Origin of the sequence: Streptomyces sp. NPDC002619 (assembly GCF_042889305.1) — a bacterium.
In the GTDB taxonomy this organism is placed as follows: domain Bacteria; phylum Actinomycetota; class Actinomycetes; order Streptomycetales; family Streptomycetaceae; genus Streptomyces.
Window position 1 is genome coordinate 301,931 of the sequence record NZ_JBIAQV010000006.1, and the last position, 21,951, is coordinate 323,881.

Annotated in this window: 16 protein-coding genes and 1 pseudogene; 2 read left to right on the forward strand and 15 right to left on the reverse strand. The window is 71.9% G+C overall.

All coding sequences use genetic code 11. The annotated features are described in order from the left end of the window. Window positions 1-70: 70 nt before the first annotated feature. The 12 genes from ACFYXB_RS14195 to ACFYXB_RS14250 all read right to left on the reverse strand — a co-directional run bounded on the left by ACFYXB_RS14195 (window position 71) and on the right by ACFYXB_RS14250 (window position 14,418). The gene (locus ACFYXB_RS14195) at window positions 71-1,522 is read right to left on the reverse strand and encodes an MFS transporter (protein ID WP_389581491.1); all 1,452 of its coding nucleotides are present in this window, start codon (window positions 1,520-1,522) and stop codon (window positions 71-73) included. 52 nt (window positions 1,523-1,574) lie between these two features. Continuing rightward, window positions 1,575-2,129, reverse strand: a complete 555-nt coding sequence (locus ACFYXB_RS14200) for a TIGR03086 family metal-binding protein (protein ID WP_351352958.1) — start codon at window positions 2,127-2,129, stop codon at window positions 1,575-1,577. Then, window positions 2,126-3,091 (reverse strand): sigma-70 family RNA polymerase sigma factor, encoded by a 966-nt coding sequence (locus ACFYXB_RS14205; protein ID WP_389581494.1) that lies wholly within the window; start codon window positions 3,089-3,091, stop codon window positions 2,126-2,128. The genes ACFYXB_RS14200 and ACFYXB_RS14205 overlap by 4 nt, the downstream gene beginning before the upstream one ends. A 104-nt stretch (window positions 3,092-3,195) precedes the next feature. Beyond that, complete coding sequence (locus ACFYXB_RS14210) at window positions 3,196-4,260, reverse strand: pseudouridine synthase (RefSeq protein WP_351352952.1); 1,065 nt, start codon at window positions 4,258-4,260, stop codon at window positions 3,196-3,198. Then, window positions 4,260-4,934 carry an SMC-Scp complex subunit ScpB gene (gene scpB, locus ACFYXB_RS14215; RefSeq protein WP_351352949.1) on the reverse strand — a complete coding sequence of 225 codons (675 nt, stop codon included), beginning with the start codon at window positions 4,932-4,934 and terminating at the stop codon, window positions 4,260-4,262. The genes ACFYXB_RS14210 and scpB overlap by 1 nt, the downstream gene beginning before the upstream one ends. Next, window positions 4,931-5,872 carry a segregation and condensation protein A gene (locus ACFYXB_RS14220; protein WP_389581541.1) on the reverse strand — a complete coding sequence of 314 codons (942 nt, stop codon included), beginning with the start codon at window positions 5,870-5,872 and terminating at the stop codon, window positions 4,931-4,933. Before ACFYXB_RS14220 ends, scpB begins: the two co-directional genes overlap by 4 nt. 554 nt (window positions 5,873-6,426) lie before the next feature. Further along, entirely contained in the window at window positions 6,427-7,014 is a 588-nt protein-coding gene (locus ACFYXB_RS14225) for a hypothetical protein (RefSeq protein WP_351352943.1), read from the reverse strand. After that, window positions 6,999-8,135: a ParA family protein gene (locus tag ACFYXB_RS14230; protein ID WP_389581497.1), complete on the reverse strand. Its 1,137-nt coding sequence runs from the start codon at window positions 8,133-8,135 to the stop codon at window positions 6,999-7,001. The genes ACFYXB_RS14225 and ACFYXB_RS14230 overlap by 16 nt, the downstream gene beginning before the upstream one ends. A 400-nt stretch (window positions 8,136-8,535) precedes the next feature. After that, window positions 8,536-9,660 (reverse strand): alanine dehydrogenase, encoded by a 1,125-nt coding sequence (gene ald / locus ACFYXB_RS14235; RefSeq protein ID WP_351352937.1) that lies wholly within the window; start codon window positions 9,658-9,660, stop codon window positions 8,536-8,538. A gap of 135 nt (window positions 9,661-9,795) precedes the next feature. Continuing rightward, on the reverse strand, window positions 9,796-11,865 hold the full coding sequence (locus ACFYXB_RS14240; protein ID WP_389581500.1) for a tetratricopeptide repeat protein: 2,070 nt from the start codon (window positions 11,863-11,865) through the stop codon (window positions 9,796-9,798). Window positions 11,866-12,055: 190 nt separating this feature from the next. Further along, a complete protein-coding gene (locus tag ACFYXB_RS14245; RefSeq protein ID WP_389581544.1) occupies window positions 12,056-12,682 on the reverse strand; it encodes an NUDIX domain-containing protein in 627 nt (208 codons plus the stop codon). Between the two features lie 86 nt (window positions 12,683-12,768). Next, on the reverse strand, window positions 12,769-14,418 hold the full coding sequence (locus tag ACFYXB_RS14250; RefSeq protein ID WP_351352931.1) for a CTP synthase: 1,650 nt from the start codon (window positions 14,416-14,418) through the stop codon (window positions 12,769-12,771). Window positions 14,419-14,951: 533 nt separating this feature from the next. Here ACFYXB_RS14250 and ACFYXB_RS14255 point away from each other — a divergent pair. Next, complete coding sequence (locus ACFYXB_RS14255) at window positions 14,952-16,754, forward strand: glycoside hydrolase family 15 protein (protein WP_351352928.1); 1,803 nt, start codon at window positions 14,952-14,954, stop codon at window positions 16,752-16,754. Between the two features lie 23 nt (window positions 16,755-16,777). On the opposite strand, the gene ACFYXB_RS14260 is transcribed toward ACFYXB_RS14255, so the two are convergent. Further along, complete coding sequence (locus ACFYXB_RS14260) at window positions 16,778-17,647, reverse strand: LysR family transcriptional regulator (protein WP_389581503.1); 870 nt, start codon at window positions 17,645-17,647, stop codon at window positions 16,778-16,780. A 202-nt stretch (window positions 17,648-17,849) separates the two neighbouring features. Here ACFYXB_RS14260 and ACFYXB_RS14265 point away from each other — a divergent pair, with 202 nt between their 5' ends. Then, window positions 17,850-19,517: a PucR family transcriptional regulator gene (locus ACFYXB_RS14265; RefSeq protein ID WP_389581505.1), complete on the forward strand. Its 1,668-nt coding sequence runs from the start codon at window positions 17,850-17,852 to the stop codon at window positions 19,515-19,517. Here ACFYXB_RS14265 and ACFYXB_RS14270 read toward each other — a convergent pair. Then, on the reverse strand, window positions 19,514-20,647 hold the full coding sequence (locus tag ACFYXB_RS14270) for a glycosyltransferase family 4 protein (RefSeq protein ID WP_389581508.1): 1,134 nt from the start codon (window positions 20,645-20,647) through the stop codon (window positions 19,514-19,516). The two genes, ACFYXB_RS14265 and ACFYXB_RS14270, sit on opposite strands and share 4 nt — an antisense overlap. A gap of 349 nt (window positions 20,648-20,996) precedes the next feature. Beyond that, window positions 20,997-21,437 (reverse strand): annotated as a pseudogene (locus ACFYXB_RS14275) (hypothetical protein); the annotation flags it as partial. Between the last annotated feature and the right edge of the window lie 514 nt (window positions 21,438-21,951).

The following is a 21,951-nucleotide window of genomic DNA, read 5'->3' on the forward strand; positions in this document are numbered from 1 at the left end:
TTCACGGTCGGTATGACTAATAGTCGTTACGACTATAAAGAGGGCGGGCGGGCTTCACAACCCCCGTTCGTCAACCTCCGCTCGTCCACCCCCTGTGCCGCACCTCGACGACCCCGCGCGACGGCGCGAACGCCGCCACCACCGCGCCGAGCGCGGCAGCACCGGCGGTCACCCACAGGGCGGGGCCGCAGCCGTCGGCGAAGGCCCGCGGTGAGGCGTAGCCGCCGTAGGTCGTGAAGACGATCGCGGCGGCGGCGATGCCGAAGACCCCGCCGAGCTCGCGCAGCGCGTTGTTGACGCCGGCCGCGACACCCGCGTCGCCGAGCGGCACGGAGGAGGTCACGGCGTTGGCGACACTCGGGAAGACCAGGGAGATGCCGACGCCCGCGACGATCAGCGGGCCGACGAGATGCCCGTAACCGACGCCGGGTTCGACCTGCCAGGCCAGCAGGCCGAGCCCCACCGCCTGGAGCAGCAGGCCGGTCAGCATGAAGAGCCGGGTGCCGTACCGGTCCGCGAGCGCGCCCGCGACAGGGGCGACCAGCAGTGGCATCGCGTTCCACACGAGGATCCGCACGCCCGCCTGAAGCGGCGAGTAGCCGAGCCCCACCTGGAACAGCTGCGTGATCATGAACAGCGCGCCGAGCAGCGACCCGAACACCAGGAAGGCCGCTGCGTTGGCCGTGGTGAAGCCGCGGTTGCGGAAGTGCCTGAGCGGAAGCATCGGGTACCGGGCGCCCGACCGCTCCCACCACAGGAACGCCGTCACGCACACCACCCCGGCGACGAGCGTCCCGACCACCTCGGCGCTCCCCCAGCCCGCCTCGGGCGCCCGCACCGGCGCCCAGGCCAGTCCGGCCAGGCCCGCGGCGGCCAGCAGCAGCCCCACGACGTCGAGTTGGGGCCGTGGGCCGTGGCTCTCGCGGAGTTTCGTGGCAGCCAGCGGCAGCATGGCGAGCCCGGTCGGCACGTTCAGCCAGAAGATCCACTGCCAGGACAGGCCCTCGGTGACGGCCCCGCCGAGCACGGGTCCGGCCGCCACGCCGAGGCCGGTCACCCCGCCCCACACGCCGATCGCGACGCCCCGCTTCTCGGCCGGGAACGCCTCGCTGATCAGGGTCAGGGTCAGCGGCAGCAGCACGGCGGCTCCGGCGCCCTGCACCATGCGGGCGGCGATCAGCGGGCCGGGGCCGCCGGACAGCGCCGCGCCGGCCGAGGCCAGGGTGAAGACGGCGAGCCCGACGACGTACATGCGCCGCCTGCCGAACCGGTCGCCGAGCGCGGCGCCGGTCAGGGTGAGGCAGGCGAAGACCAGGTTGTAGGCGTTGATCGTCCATTCCAGGTCGGACAGGCTCGCCCCGAAGTCGGCACGCAGCGCGGGCAGCGCGGTGGCGACGACCACGACGTCGAGGGAGCACAGCAGCGCGCCGAGCCCGGCGAGGGCGACGGTCCAGCCGCGGCGCGCTGGAGCCGCGCCGGGGGGTGCCTCGCGGCCGGGGACGCGCACGGTGGTGTCGGTCATGTTCGTTCCTTTCGTGAGGCCCTGAGGGCCGGTCACGAAAGACCGACCCGGCTCACCCAGGAAAGGAATCGCGGCGTCCCAGAAAGCCCAGCAGCCGGACGTCCGGGCGGGCGCACGGCGGCACGGCGAGCGGCGCCGCGAAGCGCACGCCCCGGTCCTGAGCCACGACCACGCACCGTGCGACGGACAGCAGTTCGGCGGCGAGCGCGCCCGGGATGGGACGCCGCTTTCCGCAGGCCTGCGCGACGTCCCAGCCGTGCACGGTGATCTCCACGGCGCCGACGGCGGCCATCACCCGTACGTCCAGCGTCCGTTCGCCCACCAGAACCCGATCTCCGGGCCCGGCCGCCCAGGCGCCGAGCAGGGCGCACGCGCGCGTACGGAAGCCGCACGCCGCGTCGCCGTCCGGGGGCGAGGGGAACGGCCCGATCCGGCCGCCGGTCAGTCCCTCGTGCAGCGCGTCCACCGAGTCGTCCAGGTGACCGAGCAGATCCCCGAGGTCCCACGCGGCGCAGGGCGTGGCCCGCGCCAGGCTGTCGGGCGCCACACCGGCGACGCTGCCCAGCGCGTAGGCGAGCGAACGCTCCAGCAGCTCACCGGCGTTCACGACAGCACCCGCGGAAGGCCGAAGAGGTCGAACAGCCCGGGCTCCAGGAAGGCGGTGATGCGGGCGACGGCCGCCTGCCGCACGGTGAGCACCTGCACCGAGTGCGCGCGGAAGACGCCGTCCCCGTCGCGCAAGTACATGGCGGCGGCCGGCTGCCCGTTCGCGCGCGTGGGCAGCATTCGTGCGCTGCCCGCCCGGTGGTGCGCCCGGGACACAAGGAAGCGCAGCACGTTCTTCCGGCCGCTGAACCACTCCGGGTTGGGCGGCATCTCCAGCTCGACGCCGTCCTGGAGCAGCCCGATCAGCGCGTCCATGTCGGCGTTCTGGAAGGCGGCCATGTAGCGGTCGAGCACCCCGCGGTCCGCCGCGCTCTCCGGCTCGGTGACCAGGTCCTCGTCGGGTGCCAACTCGTCGAGCCGGGCACGCGCGCGTTGCAGCGTGCTCTTCACCGCGACCGGGGAGGTCCCGAGCAGCGCGGCGACCTCGGAGGCCCGCCAGGCGAGCACGTCCCGCAGGATCAGCACGGCCCGCTGCCGCGCCGGCAGATGCTGCAACGCGGCGACCAGCGCGAGCCGCAGACTGCCCCGCGCGGCCACGACGCTCGCCGGGTCGACGAGCGTGTCGGGGAGCGGCTGCAGCCATGGAACGTCCGTCACGGGGCCGCTCAGCGGCTCCTCCGGCACCTCCGAGGGCCCGCCGAGCCCCGAGGGCAGGGGACGCCGCGCCCGGCCCTCCAGCGCCGTCAGACATGTGTTGGTGGCGATCCGGTGCAGCCAGGTCCGCAGACTCGCCCGGCCCTCGTACCCGCCGTACGACCGCCAGGCCCGCAGATATGTCTCCTGCACCAGGTCTTCGGCCTCGTCGGCCGAGCCCAGCATCCGGTAGCAGTGCGCGAGCAGCTCCCGCCGGTACGGGTCGGTCAGCCGTACGAACTCCTCGTGGTCCGTCCCCGTCGCAGCCATGCCCGCTCCCTCCGTCCGTCGGTGATACAGACCGGCGGGAGCGCGAAAAAGCATCGGCCGGCCCCGGACGAATCCGAAAGCCGGCCGACAGCGGAGACCGACCCCTACAGGTCGACCTCCTTCATCAGCATGCCGACCTCGGTGTTCGACAGGCGGCGCAGCCAGCCCGACTTCTGGTCGCCCAGGGTGATCGGGCCGAAGGCGGTGCGCACCAGCTTCTCCACCGGGAAGCCCGCCTCGGCGAGCATGCGCCGGACGATGTGCTTGCGGCCCTCGTGGAGGGTCACCTCGACCAGGTAGTTCTTGCCGGTCTGCTCGACGACCCGGAAGTGGTCCGCGCGCGCGTAGCCGTCCTCCAGCTGGATGCCGTCCTTGAGGCGCTTACCGAGATCGCGCGGGATCGGGCCGACGATGGCGGCGAGGTAGGTCTTCTTCACGCCGTACTTGGGGTGGGTCAGCCGGTGTGCGAGCTCGCCGTGGTTGGTGAGCAGGATGACGCCTTCGGTCTCGGTGTCGAGCCGGCCGACGTGGAAGAGCCGCGTCTCCCGGTTGGTGACGTAGTCGCCGAGGTTCTGGCGGCCCTCGGGGTCCTCCATCGTCGAGACGACACCGGCGGGCTTGTTCAGCGAGAAGAACTGATACGACTGCGTGGCCACGGTCAGGCCGTCGACCTTGACCTCGTCCTTCTCCGGGTCGACCCGCTTGCCCTGCTCGGTGACGATCTCGCCGTTGACCTCGACGCGCGCCTGGTCGATCAGCTCCTCGCAGGAACGCCGCGAGCCGTAGCCCGCGCGGGCGAGGACCTTCTGCAGCCGCTCGCCCTCCTGCTCGGCGCCCGGGAAGGTCTTGGGCGGCTTGATATCCGGCTTGCCGGCATACCGCTCGCGGTTGCGCTCCTCGGCCCGCGCCTCGTACTCGCGGGAGCGCGCGGGAGCCGTACGGCCGCCGCCCTGCTGGGACTGCTTCGGGCCGCCCTTGGCGCCGCCGCGGGCCGAGCCGCCGCGCCCGGACTTGGGGCCGTCCTTCGTGGCTCCGGGGCCCACGTCGTAGCGGCGCTCCTCGGGGCGGGGCTTGCTGGGACGGCCCTGCCCCTGCCGCTCGTCCCTGTTGTTGCCGGCACCGCGGTAGTTACCGCGCCCGCCGCTCTTGCCGCTACCACTGCTTCGCATCAAAGTTCCGTCGTCGTCGTGTCAGGCGTGTACGTCGTGGGACCGTCGTCCGGGTCCGGACCGTCCGGGTCGAACGACGGTACTGCCTCCTGGGTCTCCGCCTCGATCGCCTCCGCCTCCGGGAGGTAGGGCGCGAGCTCCGGGAGTTCGTCCAAGCCGCGCAGGCCCATCCGCTCCAGGAAGTAGTTCGTCGTCCTGTACAGGATCGCACCTGTTTCGGGTTCCGTGCCCGCCTCCTCCACCAGACCGCGCTGCAGGAGGGTGCGCATCACACCGTCACAGTTCACTCCGCGTACGGCTGAGACTCGGCTACGGCTCACCGGCTGACGGTAGGCGACGACGGCCAGCGTCTCCAGTGCTGCCTGGGTGAGCCGGGCCTGCTGGCCGTCCAGGACGAAGCCCTCGACGGCGGCGGCGTACTCGGGGCGGGTGTAGAAACGCCAGCCACCGGCGACCAGCCGCAGCTCGAATCCGCGCCCCTGCACGGTGTACTCGTCGGCCAGCGCGCGCAGGGCGTCGCCGATCCGCCGCTTGGGCCGCTGGAGGATCTTCGCGAGGTGTTCCTCGGTCGCGGGCTCGTCCACGACCATGAGGACCGCCTCCAGGGCGGGCTTGAGGTCCAGGTCGGCGACGGTGCGCAGACCGGCCGGGACCTCCGTGATCTCGTCGCTCACGCCTTCTTCTCCTCCTTGGGCTCCTCGGGGGGCCGGTCGAACTCGTCGGTGACCTGCGGTGTCTCGTCGCCTTCCCCGCCGGTCCAGCGCACGAGCAGCTCGCCCAGGGCCTCCTCCTGGTCGAGGGCCACGGCCTTCTCGCGGTACAGCTCGAGCAGCGCGAGGAATCGCGCCACGACGGTCAGGGTGTCGTCGGTGTCCTCGACGAGCGCTCGGAAGCTGGCCTCGCCGAGCTCCTTCAGCCGGGCGACAACGATCCCGGCCTGCTCCTGCACGCTGACGAGGGGCGCGTGGATGTGGTCGACGTACACCTGCGGCTTGGGCCTGGGCTGCATCGCCTTGACGGCGAGCTTGGCGAACCCTTCCGGGCCGATGCTGATGACGACCTCGGGCAGCAGCTCGGCGTGGTGCGGTTCGAGGCCGACGGTACGGGGGTAGCGACGAGCCTCCTGTTCCAGCCGGTGGTTGAAGATGTCGGCGATCTGCTTGTACGCCCGGTACTGGAGCAGCCGCGCGAACAGCAGGTCCCTCGCCTCCAGAAGCGCCAGGTCGGCCTCGTCCTCGACCTCGGCGGCGGGCAGCAGACGGGCGGCCTTGAGGTCGAGCAGGGTGGCCGCGACGACGAGGAACTCGGTCGTCTGGTCCAGGTCCCAGTCCGGTCCCATGGCCCGGATGTGCGCCATGAACTCGTCGGTGACCTTGGACAGGGCCACCTCGGTGACATCGAGTTTGTGCTTCGAGATGAGCTGGAGCAGCAGATCGAAGGGCCCCTCGAAGTTGGCCAGCCGCACCTTGAAGACACCGTTGGGGGCTTCTTCGGCCTCGTCACCGGGGCGCGGCGCGGGCGTGGCCGAGGTGGCCTGGGAAACCCCGGCGGGAACGGGATCCGCGGGGGCGCCGACGGCGGGCGGCGCGGCCGGCGGCTCCGCCGGCTCCATGAGGGCGACCTCGGGAGCGGCGACCACTGAGGCGGTGACCCCGGGTGCTGCGACCTCGGGCCCGGCGCCCTCAGAGACGGTGTCCGGTGCGGTGGGCATCAGCGGCTCGGGGGCCGCGGACGCGGCGGCCTCGCGTGCTGCGGCCTCGGGCATCGAGTCCGGTGCGGCAGGGACTACCGGTTCGGGGACCTCGGGTGCGGCGGGCTCCGACGCCACAGGCACTGTCGGCTCGGGGGCCCCGGGCGCCGGGACCCGTGCGGCAGGGGCTGTCGGTTCGGGGTCCTCGGGTGCGGCGGGCTCCGACGCCACAGGCACAGCCGGCTCGGGGGCCTCGGGCGCCGGGACCGGTGCGGCAGGGGCTGTCGGTTCGCGGGACTCCGGCGCGGCTTCGGGGGCTTCAGGCGTGACCGGTACCGGCGTCGGCTCGGGCCGCGGAGCGTTCGTGCCCGGGCCGCGGCCCAGGGTGCGTCTGCGGCCGGGCGGGGTGCCGGGGGCGGGTACGTCGTTCGAGGTCATGGCCGTCGCAGGCTATCGTCTGGCGCCCACGGAGCCGACTACCGGCCGCGCAGCCGCCGTACCAGAATGCTCGCGTCCCCTCGGGACTCCAGGTCGGCCAGCACGACAGCGACCGCCTCGCGGACGATCCGCCCCCGGTCCACCGCGAGGCCGTGCTCGCCGCGGAGCACGAGCCGGGCGTGTTCCAGGTCCATCAGTTCCTCGGCCGAGACATACACGGTGATCTTCTCGTCGTGCCGCTCACGACCGCTGGGCCGCCGGGCCGCGGCCCGTCCCCGTTTGCCGCGCTGCTGCGGCTCGCCCTCGGGCGAGCCGTCCGCACCGTCCTGCGCCGCCTGCCGCCGCGCCGGGCGGTCCCCCGTTGCCGGGGCGATGGCGGTACGGCTGCGGGACTCGCCGGCGTCGGCCGGCTCCGCCGCCACGTGCTCCGCCCCGTCGCCGTCCCCGCCCTGCGCCGGTACGGCCTGCGGAGTGTCCTCGGCGGCGGCCCCGTCGCTCTCCCCCGCGGGAGCCGGCACCCGGGCCTCGCCGTTGGCCGGGCGCCGGGGAGTGGACGGCTGGAGCGCCATTCCCCCTGTCGTACGGAACAGTTCGTCGGCCCCCGGCAGACTCACTCGGCGTGACACCGGGCGAGCACCTCCCTGGCGAGCTGGCGATAGGCGGCGGCACCGACGGAGTTGGAGGCGTACGTGGTGATCGGTTCGCCGGCGACCGTGGTCTCCGGGAAGCGGACCGTGCGGCCGATGACCGTGTGGTAGACGTGGTCGTCGAACGCCTCGACGACACGCGCGAGCACCTCACGGCTGTGCACGGTGCGCGAGTCGTACATGGTCGCGAGGATCCCGTCGAGCTCCAGCTCCGGGTTGAGCCGCTCCTGGACCTTCTCGATGGTCTCCGTCAGCAGCGCGACGCCACGCAGCGCGAAGAACTCGCACTCGAGCGGCACGATCACCTTGTGCGCGGCCGTCAGGGCGTTGACGGTGAGCAGGCCGAGCGAGGGCTGACAGTCGATCACGATGTAGTCGTAGTCGTCCATCAGCGGCTTGAGCGCACGCTGCAGCGTGGACTCGCGCGCGACCTCGGAGACCAGCTGGACCTCGGCGGCCGACAGGTCGATGTTGCTCGGGAGCAGGTCCATGTTGGGGACCGCGGTCTTCAGGAGGACGTCGTCCGCCGACATGCCCCGCTCCATGAGCAGGTTGTAGACGGTGAGGTCGAGCTCCATCGGGTTGACGCCGAGGCCGACCGACAGCGCGCCCTGCGGGTCGAAGTCCACGAGCAGCACGCGACGGCCGTACTCCGCGAGCGCGGCACCCAGGTTGATGGTCGACGTCGTCTTGCCGACGCCGCCCTTCTGGTTGCACATCGCGATGATCGTCGCGGGTCCGTGGTGCGTCAGCGGACCCGGGATCGGGAAGTACGGCAGCGGGCGTCCCGTCGGGCCGATGCGCTCGCGGCGCTGGCGGGCAGCGTCGGGCGCGAGCGTGGCCGCGTACTCGGGGTCGGGCTCGTATTCGGCGTCGGGGTCGTAGAAGTGCCCGTCGGGCAGTTCGTCGTAGTCGGCGAACTGGTTGTGGGGCACGCCACTTCCGTCGCCGGCCATGGCGTTCACGTGATGGCCATCCATGCTCTGGTGTGCTGGGTGAGTCACCCCTGGAGTCTGGTGACTCTGGTGGGCTGCGAAGGTGCGCACCGCGACGGAGCCGACAGCCTCGAATCCCGCGGCGCCCTGGCCCCGGACAGGCATTCCTGGTTGACCACCCCCGGGAGAAAATGTCGACTCATTCACAAGTCGTCTTACCTCCTTGGTGACCAGGAAACTTCTAGACAGGTCAGCGTGGCACCATGCCGACGGTTGGCGACTCTATGGCGTGTCGGGCGTCCGCAGCAACACAATCCGCCGGACCCGGCAGGATGTGTCGGCAATGAAACATCCTGCTGTCAAGGGCGTACCGCCGTCGCACAGTAGGTTTCACCGGTGTGCGAATCGGTCGAAGGGTTACGTTCGAGGCGAGTTGACCGAGTGCCGCAAAGTGACCATACACACACCCGGCCGGACCTTGTCGGGCAAGGTCCGGCCGGGTGCGCGCGGTTGACGCACCGTGTTGACGTATCGCCTTCGCGAAAAGGTGACTTAGCCGAGTGACTCAGCCGAGCAGGGTCTCCAGCTCGACGTGCTCGAGGCCGTGAGCCTCGGCGACCTCGCGGTAAACCACCTTGCCGTCATGGGTGTTGAGACCCTTGGCCAGCGCCGGGTCACGGCGCAGTGCCTCGACCCAGCCGCGGTTGGCGAGCTCGACGATGTACGGCAGCGTCGCGTTCGTGAGCGCGTAGGTGGAGGTGTTGGGCACCGCACCGGGCATGTTGGCGACGCAGTAGAAGACCGATTCGTGGACCTTGAAGGTCGGCTCGGCGTGCGTGGTCGGGTGCGAGTCCTCGAAGCAGCCGCCCTGGTCGATCGCGATGTCGACAAGGACACTTCCCGGCTTCATGCGGGAGACCAGCTCGTTGGTGACGAGCTTCGGGGCCTTGGCGCCCGGGATGAGGACGGCGCCGATGACGAGGTCGGCCTCGAGGCAGGCCTTCTCCAGCTCGAAGGCGTTGGAGACGACGGTCTGGATCTTCGAGCCGAAGATCTTGTCCGCCTCCTTGAGCTTGTTGATGTCCTTGTCGAGCAGGGTCACCTGGAAGCCCATGCCGACGGCGATCTGCGCGGCGTTCCAGCCGGAGACACCGCCGCCGATGACGACGGCCTTGGCGGGCAGCACGCCGGGGACACCACCGGGCAGCACACCGCGGCCGCCGGCCGGGCGCATGAGGTGGTAGGCGCCGACCTGCGGGGCCAGCCGGCCCGCGACCTCGGACATCGGGGCGAGCAGCGGCAGGGCGCGGTTCGCCAGCTCGACGGTCTCGTAGGCGATCGCGGTGGTGCCGGACTCGAGGAGGGCGTCCGTGCACTCGCGGGAGGCGGCCAGGTGCAGGTAGGTGAAGAGCGTCTGGTCCTTGCGGAGGCGGTGGTACTCCTCGGCGATGGGCTCCTTGACCTTCAGCAGCAGGTCGGCGGCGGCCCACACCTCGTCGGCCGTCTCCAGGATCTCGGCACCGGCGGCGATGTACTCGTCGTCCGGGATCGACGAGCCGACGCCGGCGGCGCGCTCGATGACGACCTGGTGGCCGTGGCGCACCAGCTCATGTACGCCGGCGGGGGTGATGGCCACCCGGAACTCGTTGTTCTTGACCTCGCGGGGGATGCCGACCTTCACGTCGATCACGGTCCTTGGCTCAGAGGGTGTGGGGGCATAACAAGACATACCCAGGCATGCAGGGCACACCGGGAGACACCGCGGGAGAACGAGCGGCAGAGCCAGTCTAATGAAGGTGTTCCGGCTGTCTAGCCTTTCATTGCATCAATCCTCGTTGGATGTACTGCGGATTTCGCAGGCGTCAGCACCGTGTTCCGGCCCGGGATCGCTGTCGAGGCTCTCTTGAGGCTCCTCCCCCAGCATGCGCTCGGCGGCGCCCCGGTGCAGTCGAGCGGCGGCCGAGTCGCCCAGGTGGTCAAGGGTGTCGGCCAGCCTCAGCTGCAGCGCCGCCTGCAGCCGTACGTCCTCGGCACGGCGCGCCCACTCCACCGCCTCCTGGCAGGTGCGCAGCGATTCCTCGGGGCGTCCGGCGTACTCCTGAACGCGGGCCAGCTCGCTCAACGCCCTTGCCTGGGCGGCGACATCGCCGTCCTTGCGGTACCCGGAGACGGCCGCCCGCCAGTTGCGCAGCGCCTCGCCGTAGCGGCCCGCGTACGTGTGGGCGGTGGCGATACGGCCGTACAGCCGGGCGGCGTCCGCGCGCTCGTCGCGGGCCAGCCGCTCGGCCAGGGCCCGCCCGAACCAGTCGGCGGCCCGGTCGTGGTCCCCGAGCTCCTGGTGCGCACCGCCTACGGATTCCATCGCGCGGCCGGTCGCATAGGGGTCGTTCGCCTCGCGTCCGGCGTCCAGCGCGGCCCGGTAGCGCACCAGCGCGTCGGCCGTGCGACCGGTCCGGGCGTCCAGATCGCCGAGGTTCAGCAGGGCGGCGGCCTTCTCGCGGGGCAGTTTCCGGCGCTCGGCCACGTCCAGGACGAGGCCGTGGATGCCGTACAGATCGGGGGCCGCCGCCTGGGTGCCGACATGCGCCACCATGGTCCTGACCAGCTGGGACATCAGCCGACGGGCCAGTGTGTCCAGCTCCCCGTCGGCGACCGCGAGGCGGGCGGAGGCCAGCAGGGCGGGCCTGCGGACGTCCAGCCACTCGGCCGCCGCGCGGGGATTCGGGAAGCGCAGGGCGCGGGGCAGGCCCTGCAGCTTGTCGCGGGTCTCCGGGTTGTCCGTCTCGGTGATGGCGCGGCAGGACTGCAGCAGCCGTACCGTCCGCTCGAGCATGCGGGCGCGGGCCAGCTGGAGCTCGCCGGGGCGGTCCTGGGTCTCGGCGAGGGAGCGCAGCAGGGCGTGGAGGCAGCCGGGGACCTCGTACTGCTGCGGCAGCGGGGAGGGCACGGCCCGCAGCAGGCCGAGGGCGACGAGGTCGTCCAGGGTCGTGCGCGCGGCGTCGATCGAGCAGCCGGCCAGCGCGGAGGCGGTGTGCGGGTCGGCCAGGCCGGCCGGGGCCAGGGACAGCAGTCGCAGTATCCGGGCGGCCTGGGCGGGCAGCTGGGCGTGGACGAGCCGGAAGACCCGGTCGAGGGGACTCGTCTCGTCACTCTCCGCATGCAGGCGCTTGGCCAGATCGGCGACGGCCGCTTTGGGGCGGGCGGCGAGCCAGCCCCCGGCCAGGGTGAGCGCGGCGGGCTGGGCCTGGCACACCTCGACGAGACTCTCGGCGGCCCGCGGGTCGACGGTGATGCGGACCGAGCCGGTGCGGCGGGTGAGCAGTTCGACGGCGGACTTGGTGTCCATGCCGCCCAGGGTGCACGGGCGGACGTTCGAGATCCCGGTGAGCGGGCCCGCCGACACGGCCACGACCAGGCAGTCCGGCGTGTCCGGCAGCAGCGCGTCGACCTGCTCGGCGCTTGCCGCGTCGTCCAGCAGGAGCAACGCCCGCCGGCCGGCCAGGGCCGCGCGCAGGGCCTCGCTCAGGTCGTCCTCCGAGGCCCCGGGCGGGGTGGGCAGGTCCAGGGCGGTGAGCAGTTCCCGGGCGGCGCGCTCGACCGGTACCGGGGTGCCGTCGGGCTCGCCGAGCCGGACGCGCAGCACCCCGCCGGGGTACTGGCCGGCTACGCGCCGTACAAGTTCCTCGGCGAGCGAGGTGCGGCCCGAGCCGGGCCGGCCCGCGATGAGCAGCACGCGCGCGCGTGGGGCCTTGCGGCCGGCGAGAGTGTCGAGGCCCGCGCGCTCGATGTCGGCGCACAGTTCCTTCAACTCCCTTGCCCGGCCCAGGAACTGACCTTCCGTGGCCGTGTGTCCGGGCGGCTGTCCGCCGCCTGTGTCCACCGCCTGATCCGTCACGGGCCACACTCCCGTCCCACCGCACGCGTACGCCCGCCGGGATTCCGGTTCGGGCGTTGCGCGTTGTTTTCGGCTCGCTCGCGAGGAGCCTAGTTCACGCTCTGCGACGTTTCGGTCGGAGCGCGGCGGGCACGTCGCTCGATCGGATCAGCCGATCGTCACACCACAAGGGGGCTGGTGGCGGGCGGGTTCAGGACTCGAAGGGACGCGCGGGCCACGGCGCGTCGGCCGGGCGCAGCGCGTCTAGGCCGTCGCCGGTGCGCGCGGCGACCAGCGACAGGACGCCCACGACGAGGCAGTTGTTGTGCAGCTCGCCGGCCAGCACCCCGCGCACCAGCTCGTCGACGGGCACGCGCGCGTACTCCAGGTCGATCTCCTCGTCCTCGACGTCGAAGCGCTCGCCGTCGGCCTCGGAGAGGCCCCGGGCGAGGAAGACCCTTACGGCCTCGTCGCAGCCGCCCGGCGTGGTGTACACGTCGGTCAGGACCCGCCAGTCCTCGGCCTTGACGTGCGCCTCCTCGTAAAGCTCGCGCTGGGCCGCGTCCAAGGGGTTCTCGCCGGGCACGTCGAGCAGGCCGGCCGGGATCTCCCACAGCTTCTGCCGGACCGGGTGGCGGTACTGGCGGATCAGCAGGACGCGGTCCTCGTCATCGAGGGCGAGGACGCCCACGGAGCCGGGGTGGACCTGGTAGTCGCGGCGAACCACCGAGCCGTCGGGCATGACGACCTCGTCCGTGCGCACGGAGGTCTTGTTGCCGACGAAGGGGGTCTCCGAAGACCGGATCTCCCACTCCTCGGGGGTGTCCTTGATCGTCATGCCCTGCCGCCCTTTCACGTGCACAAGCGAAACCGGGGTGCTCACCTCTCGAAGGTATGCACCCCGGCCACCGTACAACTGGTGTGTTACTTCGAATTCTTCCGCTGGACCGCGGCCTTCACGAGGCCGGCGAACAGCGGGTGCGGGCGCGTCGGACGCGAGCGCAGCTCCGGATGCGCCTGAGTGGCGACCAGGTAGGGGTGGACGTCACGCGGGTACTCGACGTACTCGACGAGCTTGCCGTCCGGGGAGGTGCCGGAGAACTGGATGCCGGCCTTCTTCTCCAGCTCCGCGCGGTAGGCGTTGTTGACCTCGTAGCGGTGGCGGTGGCGCTCCTCGACGTACTCCTTGCCGTCGTACACCTCGCGCACGATCGAGCCCTCGGCCAGCTTCGCCGGGTACATGCCCAGCCGCATGGTGCCGCCCATGTCGCCCTCGCCGGCGACGATGTCGAGCTGCTCGGCCATGGTGGAGATGACCGGGTGCGCGGTGCCGGAGTCGAACTCGGTGGAGTTGGCGTCCGGGATGTCGAGCAGGCTGCGTGCGGCCTCGATCACGGTGCACTGCAGGCCGAGGCAGAGGCCGAGCAGCGGGATCTTGTTCTCGCGGGCGTAGCGGATCGCGCCGACCTTGCCGAGCACACCGCGGTCGCCGAAGCCGCCCGGGATGCAGACACCGTCCACGTCAGCGAGCTGGGCCTTGGCGCCGGCCGGGGTCTTGCAGTCGTCCGAGGTGACCCACTTGATCTGGACGCGGGCCTTGTTGGCGAAGCCGCCCGCGCGCAGCGCCTCGGTGACCGAGAGGTAGGCGTCGGGCAGGTCGATGTACTTGCCGACCAGGGCGAGGGTGATCTCGTGGTCGGGGTTGTGGACGCGGTCGAGCAGGTCGTCCCAGGTCGTCCAGTCCACGTCGCGGAAGGGCAGGTCGAGCTTGCGGACGACGTAGGCGTCCAGGCCCTCGGTGTGGATGACCTTGGGGATGTCGTAGATCGAGCGGGCGTCGGGGCAGGCCACGACCGCGGACTCGTCGACGTCGCACATCAGCGAGATCTTGCGCTTGATCGCGGTGGGGACCTCGCGGTCGCAGCGCAGCACGATCGCGTCCGGCTGGATACCGATGTTGCGCAGGGCGGCGACCGAGTGCTGGGTCGGCTTGGTCTTCAGCTCGCCGGACGGGCCGATGTAGGGCAGCAGCGAGATGTGCACCACGAAGACGTTGTCCCGGCCGACCTCGTGGCGGACCTGGCGGACGGTCTCCAGGAACGGCAGCGACTCGATGTCGCCGACCGTGCCGCCGACCTCGGTGATGACGACGTCGACCTCGTCGGTGGCCATGCGGCGGATGCGGTGCTTGATCTCGTTGGTGATGTGCGGGATCACCTGCACCGTGTCGCCCAGGTACTCGCCGCGCCGCTCCTTGGCGATGACGGTGGAGTACACCTGGCCTGTAGTGACATTGGCGGTGCCGTCCAGGTCACGGTCGAGGAAACGCTCGTAGTGTCCGATGTCCAGGTCGGTCTCGGCTCCGTCGTTGGTGACGAAGACCTCACCGTGCTGGAACGGGTTCATCGTGCCCGGGTCGACGTTCAGGTACGGGTCGAGCTTCTGCATGACGACGCGCAGTCCCCGGGCCTTGAGCAGCATGCCCAGGCTGGAGGCCGTGAGGCCCTTGCCGAGAGAGGAGGCGACACCCCCGGTGACGAAGATGTGCTTGGTCGTCGTAGATTTCGGCGGCATGGCCAAGAGGGGGCTCCCGTGGTCGCGGTCTGGGTTGCGGTGCGGCTTCGGACCCGGAAGTCTCCGGCGGTGCCGTCGCTGCGGTTCGGGGGGCCCTTTTGTCTTTTTTCCTTCGGGGGGCTCCCACCGGTCCACGGGCTACCAGGGTATCAGCGCCGCGCGGCGATGGCGTTCGGCCACGCTCCGCGCACGCGTCGACACGGGCACGTACCGCTTACCCTCGTCTCACCTGGCGCTCACTCGTTCGGCGTACACGGGTTGCCCGGAGCGGCACGCAGATCATCTACGTGCGTCGTATCCTGCTCGGACATTCGCTGCCGAGCCCGGCCGGCAAAACGGCACACCCCCGCCCGTAACGACCGGAGCAACGAGAGCTCGTCAGTTCGTTGAGTTATGTCTGTCGTTTTGCCCTCCGGGCTCGGCGGCTGCTTTGCTTCACCGCTCAACGATGCACAACAACGAACCCCTTGACCGCACTAGCGACAGCCCCCTGTTCCGCCGGGGGCGACGTGGCCGTTCGACTGGAGTAGCACGTGGCCGGGCGCATCGAAGACTACGCACTCATCGGAGACATGCAGACCGCGGCGCTGGTCTGCCGGGACGGCACGGTGGACTGGCTGTGCCTGCCCCGCTTCGACTCGCACGCCATCTTCGCCGGCCTGCTGGGCACGGAAGAGCACGGCTTCTGGCGTCTCGGTCCCGCCCATGCGGCCGACGCGGAGCCGCCCACCGCGGCCCGGCGTACCTACCGCGGCGACTCGCTGATCCTGGAGTCGGAGTGGGACACCCCGCGCGGCACGGTCCGCGTGACGGATTTCATGCCCCCGCGTGACGGCGCCCCGCAGCTGATCCGCATCGTCGAGGGCGTCACCGGCCGGGTGCCCATGCGCTCGGCCCTCAGGATGCGTTTCTCGTACGGCCGGGTCGTGCCGTGGGTGCACAAGCACGACGGGCGCACCGTGGGCGTCGCGGGCCCGGACTCCGTGTGGTTCGACACATCGGCGGAGACCTACGGCAAGGCGCTGACGACGTACGCGGACTTCACCGTCGCGCCGGGTGACCGGATCGCGTTCACGATCTCCTGGGAGCCCTCGCACAAGCAGCCGCCCGCCCTGCCGGAGCCGGAGCAGTCGCTGGAGGCGACGGAGAACTTCTGGCGCGAGTGGGTCGAGCAGTGCACGTACCACGGGCCCTACCGCGAGGCCGTGGTCCGCTCGCTGATCACGCTGAAGGCGCTGACCTACGCCCCGACCGGCGGGATCGTCGCCGCGCCCACCACCTCCCTGCCGGAGGACATCGGCGGCGTCCGCAACTGGGACTACCGCTACACCTGGCTGCGCGACGCGGCGATCACTCTGTCCTCGCTGCTGCGCACCGGCTACCGCGAGGAGGCCCGCGCCTGGCGCGAGTGGCTGCTGCGCGCGGTCGCCGGTGACCCGGAGAACCTGCAGATCATGTACGGCATCGCGGGCGAGCGCGAGCTGGGCGAGGCCGAGCTGGACTGGCTGCCCGGCTACGAGAAGTCGGCGCCGGTGCGGGTCGGCAACGGCGCCGCGCACCAGCTGCAGCTGGACGTGTACGGCGAGGTCACCGAGGCCCTGCACCTGGCCCACATGACAGGCCTGGCGCGCAACGACTACGCCTCGCTGCTCCAGCTGAAGCTGATCCGCTACCTCGAGGACCACTGGAACGAGCCGGACGAGGGCATCTGGGAGGTGCGTGGACCGCGCCGCCACTTCGTGCACTCCAAGGTCATGGCCTGGGTCGCGGTGGACCGCACGATCAAGCTGATCGAGTCCGGAGACGCGGACGGCCCGCTGGAGCGGTGGCGCGAGCTGCGCGACGACATCCACCGGGACGTGTGCGAGAAGGGCTACGACAAGGAGCGCAACACCTTCACGCAGTCGTACGGCTCGCGGGAGCTGGACGCCTCGCTGCTGCTCATCCCGCAGATGGGTTTCCTGCCGCCGGACGACAAGCGTGTCATCGGCACCATCGAGGCGATCCAGCGCGAGCTGTCCACGACGGACGGCTTCATCCTGCGCTACCCGACCGAGGGCGAGCACGAGGGTGTCGACGGCCTCCCCGGTGACGAGGGCGCCTTCCTGGCCTGCTCGTTCTGGATGGCGGACGACCTCGCGATGATCGGTCGCGTGGACGAGGCCCGCAAGCTGTTCGAGAAGCTGCTGGCGCTGCGCAACGACCTCGGGCTGCTCGCTGAGGAGTGGGACCCGGCCCGCAAGCGCCAGGTCGGCAACTTCCCGCAGGCCTTCAGCCACGTGCCCCTGATCGACACGGCACTGCGGCTGACGGCTTCGGGGGCGTACGGCGGCTGAGTCCGCGCGCTGCCCGGCACGCGTCAGTGGGCTGCCGGCCGGTCCACCCTGTGCGGGTCATCGGAGGGCAGCCAGGCGTCCGGGCCGTGGATCGCCAGGTCGCCGACGCCGTCGCTGAGGGCGTCGACCACGGCGAGGACCGCGGCCCGGGTTTCGTCGCGGCGCCAGGTCAGCGACCAGGTCCAGTGGATCCGCGGGGCGACGACGGCGCGTTTGACGAGGTCGGGGGGCAGTGGCGTGGTCTGGCCCTTGGGCGAGTTGACGACCGGGCGGCCGCTGCGGCGGACGTGGTCGAAGAAGGCCGGGCCGGTGATGCCGCCGTCGGAGACGCGTACCGTGCGCGCGCCGGTGTCTTGTGCCAGGTCCTCGGAGTAGGCGTTCCAGGACGACCAGGACGTGGTGTCGTCGTCCAGGAGGACCGCGGTGTCCCGGGCGGGCACGTCGCTCGAGTCCGGGCCGGTGGACACGGCGTAGAGACGGTCGGCGCCGATGAGCCGTGCGGACAGGCCGAGCCGCTCCAGGTCCTCGGTGCGCACCCAGCACACGGCGAGGTCCAGGCTGCCGTCGGCGACCCGCGCGGCCTGCGTGTGCGAGGGCGCCACCCAGGCGTCGAGATGGAGCTGGGCCACCGCCGATGTTCGGGCGGTGAGGTCCGCGGGGAGCCAGTTGACGTAGCCGAGGCGTACCGGTTCGGAGCCCGAGAGCCGACGCGCGCGGCGCTGGAGGTCGTCGGCCCGCTCCAGCAGGGCCCGGGTGGCCGGGAGCAGGGCCGAGCCGGCCGGGGTGAGGGACACCGAACGGCGGTCGCGGTCGAACAGCCGCACCCCCGGGTCGCGTTCGAGCGACCATGGCTTCCCTCTCGAAGGCGGGGCGGGCCGGGGTGCGGTGAACACCCGGCGGCTTGCCGAGGTGAAGCGGCGGTAGCCCGGAAAGTCGTACGAGCAGTGCCAGGCGGACAGCTGGGCCCGGCCGGTTGCCGGTCATCGCGGTGATCGGCGCGGCGGGCGACGCATTGTCGTGCACAGGGCCGCCGTGATCGTTCCCCTAACCGCGCGGAGATGTCCCGGAAGCATGCGCACGGGTAGCGTCCGCTGCATGGACAGCCGTACGGACAGCAGATTCGACACCGAGGGCGCCGGGATCACCGTGCGGCGGGCCCTCGAGCTGCCCGGGCTGCGCAGCGGGCTCCCGGAGATCCTGGCGGGCGCCGACAGGCTGGGCCGGACCGTCCGCTGGGTGCACGCGGGCGAGGTGCCGAACATCGCCTCGCTGCTCAAGGGCGGAGAGCTGCTGCTCACCACGGGCTACGGCCTCGGCACCCGCCCGGCCGACCAGCGGGCGTTCGTGCGCACCCTCGCCGAGCGCGGTATCGCCGCCCTGGTCGTGGAGCTGGGCCCGCGCTTCACCCGGCTGCCCGCCGCACTCGTGGACACCGCCCGCAGTGCCGGGCTGCCGCTCGTCCAGCTGCACCGTGAGGTGCCGTTCGTTGCGGTCACGGAGGAGATCCACACCGAGATCGTCAACGGCCACTACGCGCTGCTCCAGCGTGCGGAGGAGGTGCACCGGCGCTGTACGCAGGCCCTCCTCGGCGGTGGCGGGGTGCCGCAGGTCCTGGAGATCCTGGCGGGCTTCAGCGACAACCCGGTCTTCCTGGAGACGTCCGAGGGCCAGCTTCTGTACTCCGCCGGGGCCGGGCCCGAAGGGGCGGATCCGCTGCAGGTGTGGGAGGGGCTGCGCGGCCCGCACAAGGACGCGTCGCCGCCCGCCGGTTCGGTGCTGGTGGACGTGCCGGGCGGCGGGCCGGGCACGGGCTCGGTGCGGGCCCGGCTGGTGCTGCTGCCGGTGCGCGCGCCGCTGGCTCCCGTGCACCGCATCGCCGCCGAGCGGGCCGCGGGGATCCTGGCCGTCGTGCTGATGCAGGCCCGCCAGGAGGAGGAGCTGGCGGCACGGGGGCGCGGCGACTTCCTCACCGACTTCGCCGAGGGGCGCGTCGCCGCCGAGGACGCGCCCGCGCAGGCCCGGGTGCTGGGCTTCAAGCCGGGCGACAGCCCGCTGCTGCCCATGGTGATGCGGCTGGGCGACCCGCTCCCGGCGGGCGGCGGCTGGGCGGTCCTGGCACGCGCGGTCGCGGAGGAGCTGGCCTCGGTGGGAGTGCCGGTGCTGCTTGGGGTACGGCCGGTCGAGGGCCGGGTTCCGGTGCTCGTCGGGCTGCGTGCCGAGGCTGAGCGGTCGGCGGTCGCGGGCCGGGTCGCGGCGGCGCTGCGGGCCGGGGTGGAGCGGGCGGGGATGCAGCGGCCCGGCGCCCGGCCGCCGGTCGTGGTCGTCGGGGTGGCCGGCGGCTGGGCGGCCGCGTCGGCGGGGCTCAGGCACGCGGCCGAGACGGCGACCGCCGCGCAGGGCCTCACGGACCGCCCCTGGTACGACGCCCGGCGCCTGGACATCGACCTGCTGCTGTGGCGGCTGCGCGAACACCCGGACCTGGCGGCCTTCGTGGACCGTGCCATTGGCCCGCTGCGCGACCACGACCGCCGTTCCCGGCCGCCGCTGCTGCCCACGCTGGAGACCTATCTGGCCCACGCGGGTCGCAAGGCCGAGACCGCCCGCGAACTCCACCTCAACCGGCAGACGCTCTACAACCGCCTGGCCCGCATCGGGGAGTTGCTGGGCACGGACCTGGACGACCCGCAGACGGTACTGGCACTGAGCCTGGCGTTGCGGGCCCGCAGGCACGTCGCTCAGAGCGGGTACGGCCGGGTCGACTAGAGCGGGGACGGCTGGGTCAACTCGTCGTAGACGCTCAGGACTTGAGCGACGGTCTCGTCCTCCGTCGGCCAACTCGCGGCCTGCCGTGCACCCTGCTTCCTGAGCTGTTCGCATCGCTCGGGATCGCCGAGCAGCCGTACGACGGCGTCCGAGAGCGCCTTCGCGTCGCCGTACGGGACGAGTTCGGCCGCGTCGCCCACGAGGTCGGGGATGCCTCCCACGGCGGTCGCAACCAGCGGAACGCGCGCGTGGAGGGCCTCCTGGGCGAGGACGGAACGGGACTCCCAACGGCTGGGCAGCAGCGCGAGATCGGCGGCGGCGAGCAGTTCACCGGCGTCGTCGCGCCGCCCGATGAGCCGCACCGGCAGCTCTTCGTCCTCGATCCGCCGCTGCAGCTCCGCGCGCAGCGGCCCCTCTCCCGCGATGACGAGCAGCGGCACGGGGTCGAGCCGGCACCAGCCTCGGGAGGCGTCGAGCAGGACGTCGTAGCCGCGGTGCCGGTCCAGGGAGCCGACGGCGATCAGCAACGGACGGCCGGTGGCGCCGAGTTCGGCCCGTGCCTTGGGCCGCAGCCGGTCGGGGTCGTCGTACTCCATGGGCCGTCGCGGGCCGGGCAGGCCGACACCGGCGAGCCGGGCGTCGCGGGCGCCGGCCCCGCGGGCGCGGTCCACGAGGTCCGAGGTGGTGCCGAGCACGACGGCCGCCGCGCGTACGACCCGTCGCTCCAGCAGGCGCAGCAGATGCGCGCGGGCGCCCTCGGCACGGACCCGGTTGTGCCAGGTGACGACCAGCGGGGTACGGCGTCCGCTGAGCGCGAGAACGGCACGGAAGGAGGCGTGCAGACCGTGCGCGTGCACCAGGTCGGCATCCGCGCAGGCCGCTCGCAGCGCCGCCACGGACGCCGGGTCGCTGCTGCGCGGAACGTGGACGTGGTCGGCGCCGACGCCGGTGAAGTCGTGGGCGTGATCGGCTTCGACGGGGGCGCACACCGTGACCCGTACGCCCCTCGCGACGAGCCCCGCGGCCAGGGAACGCACGTGCGCACTGCTGCCGGCGTTGCCTCCGCCGAGCACCTGCACGGTGCGCAGCGGCGACTGACCGTGCGGTGCGTTGCTGCTCACGGGGCTCACGTGGCCGGGGCTCCTGGTTCGGCGTCGGGCGGTCACGACGAAACGTACAGAAGGTATCGGGCGGAGGGGGTTACCGCGCGCGCCTCCCGCACGCACCGCGTTCCCTGCCAAGGATGCCAGCACGTACGGGTGTTCAGGGAACTCCAGGAAGGCTCACGGCAGGGAGCACCCCGGGCAATGCGCCGGAGCGCGTCACCCACACGAGTGAATATAACCCCGGGGCAGCCGAAACGAAGGAGCGCGCATGCGGCATTGCGGGGAGCGCTCAGCACCCTGCGCTCCGGGCGCGCACACCGACGAAGGGGGCGTACGACCGCTGCTGTGTGCCGACGGCACGTCGCACGCGTTCTCACGCCCCTCGCGCCAGTTCGCTCACCGCGTCGCCGTACACCGCCGCCAGGACCACCGCCGCCGCATGCGCGACCAGCCCGGCACGGCCATTGGCCGCGACCACGGCAGTGCCCAGGGCCGCTCCCAGGGCGTGGGCGCCCGTGTCGCCCAGCATCGTGCGTTCGGCAGCGTCGTCGGGGAGGACGGCCGCCGCGGCTCCCATCGCGGCCGCCGCCGGCGCCGCCCCGGGCCCCGAACGCAGCAGACCGGGCGCCCCGAGCGCGAGCACCGCGCCGGCGGCCCGCCCGGGCCGTACGTCCACCAGGTTGACGAAGTGCGCGGCCCCCGCGATCACCACACCCGCGAGCACCTTGTCGAGAAGCCGCTCCTTCAGCACCGCCCCCGCGACCAGCCCGGCCGCCGAGATGCCGAGCAACTTGACCGCCCCGCTGGTGACTTCAGTCAAGCCGTGTTCATGCGGTAATAAGTTCGTTGATCAGGGGGCTGGATGAGGGGTTTCGTACGCCCCGGCCCTGTCCCGCGCCAAGTCCTCGGTGCGGTCGAGGTCGAGTCCGGCGTGCGTCGGGGTCGGCCACTCGTAGGCGTGCGCCGGTTGGCTGATCAGGCACGGTCGCGTGCGGCTTGCCAGGCGAAGAGCGCCTGAAACAATGGCACGGCGATTCCCTTATTCGACCTCACCCTTTCGGGGCGCCGCAAAAGCTGCGACTGCGAGTGTCGAATAGTCCGCAAACCTTCCGTGAGCTATGTCCATAATTCTCTGATAATTTCCGAGACGCCACGACGGAATTGCGTTGGGGCCTTCAGTATTCCGGGCAGCCTGCCATGCTTCAGCAACCGTCTCAACCACCCGGTAAGCTTCTAGTGCTGTGACCGGAAAGGTTCACCGGGGTCGGGAGCAGTGACGGACCGGACGAGCGGTTCAAGGGGTCAGGCAGCCCGTGCACTGGGCGTGA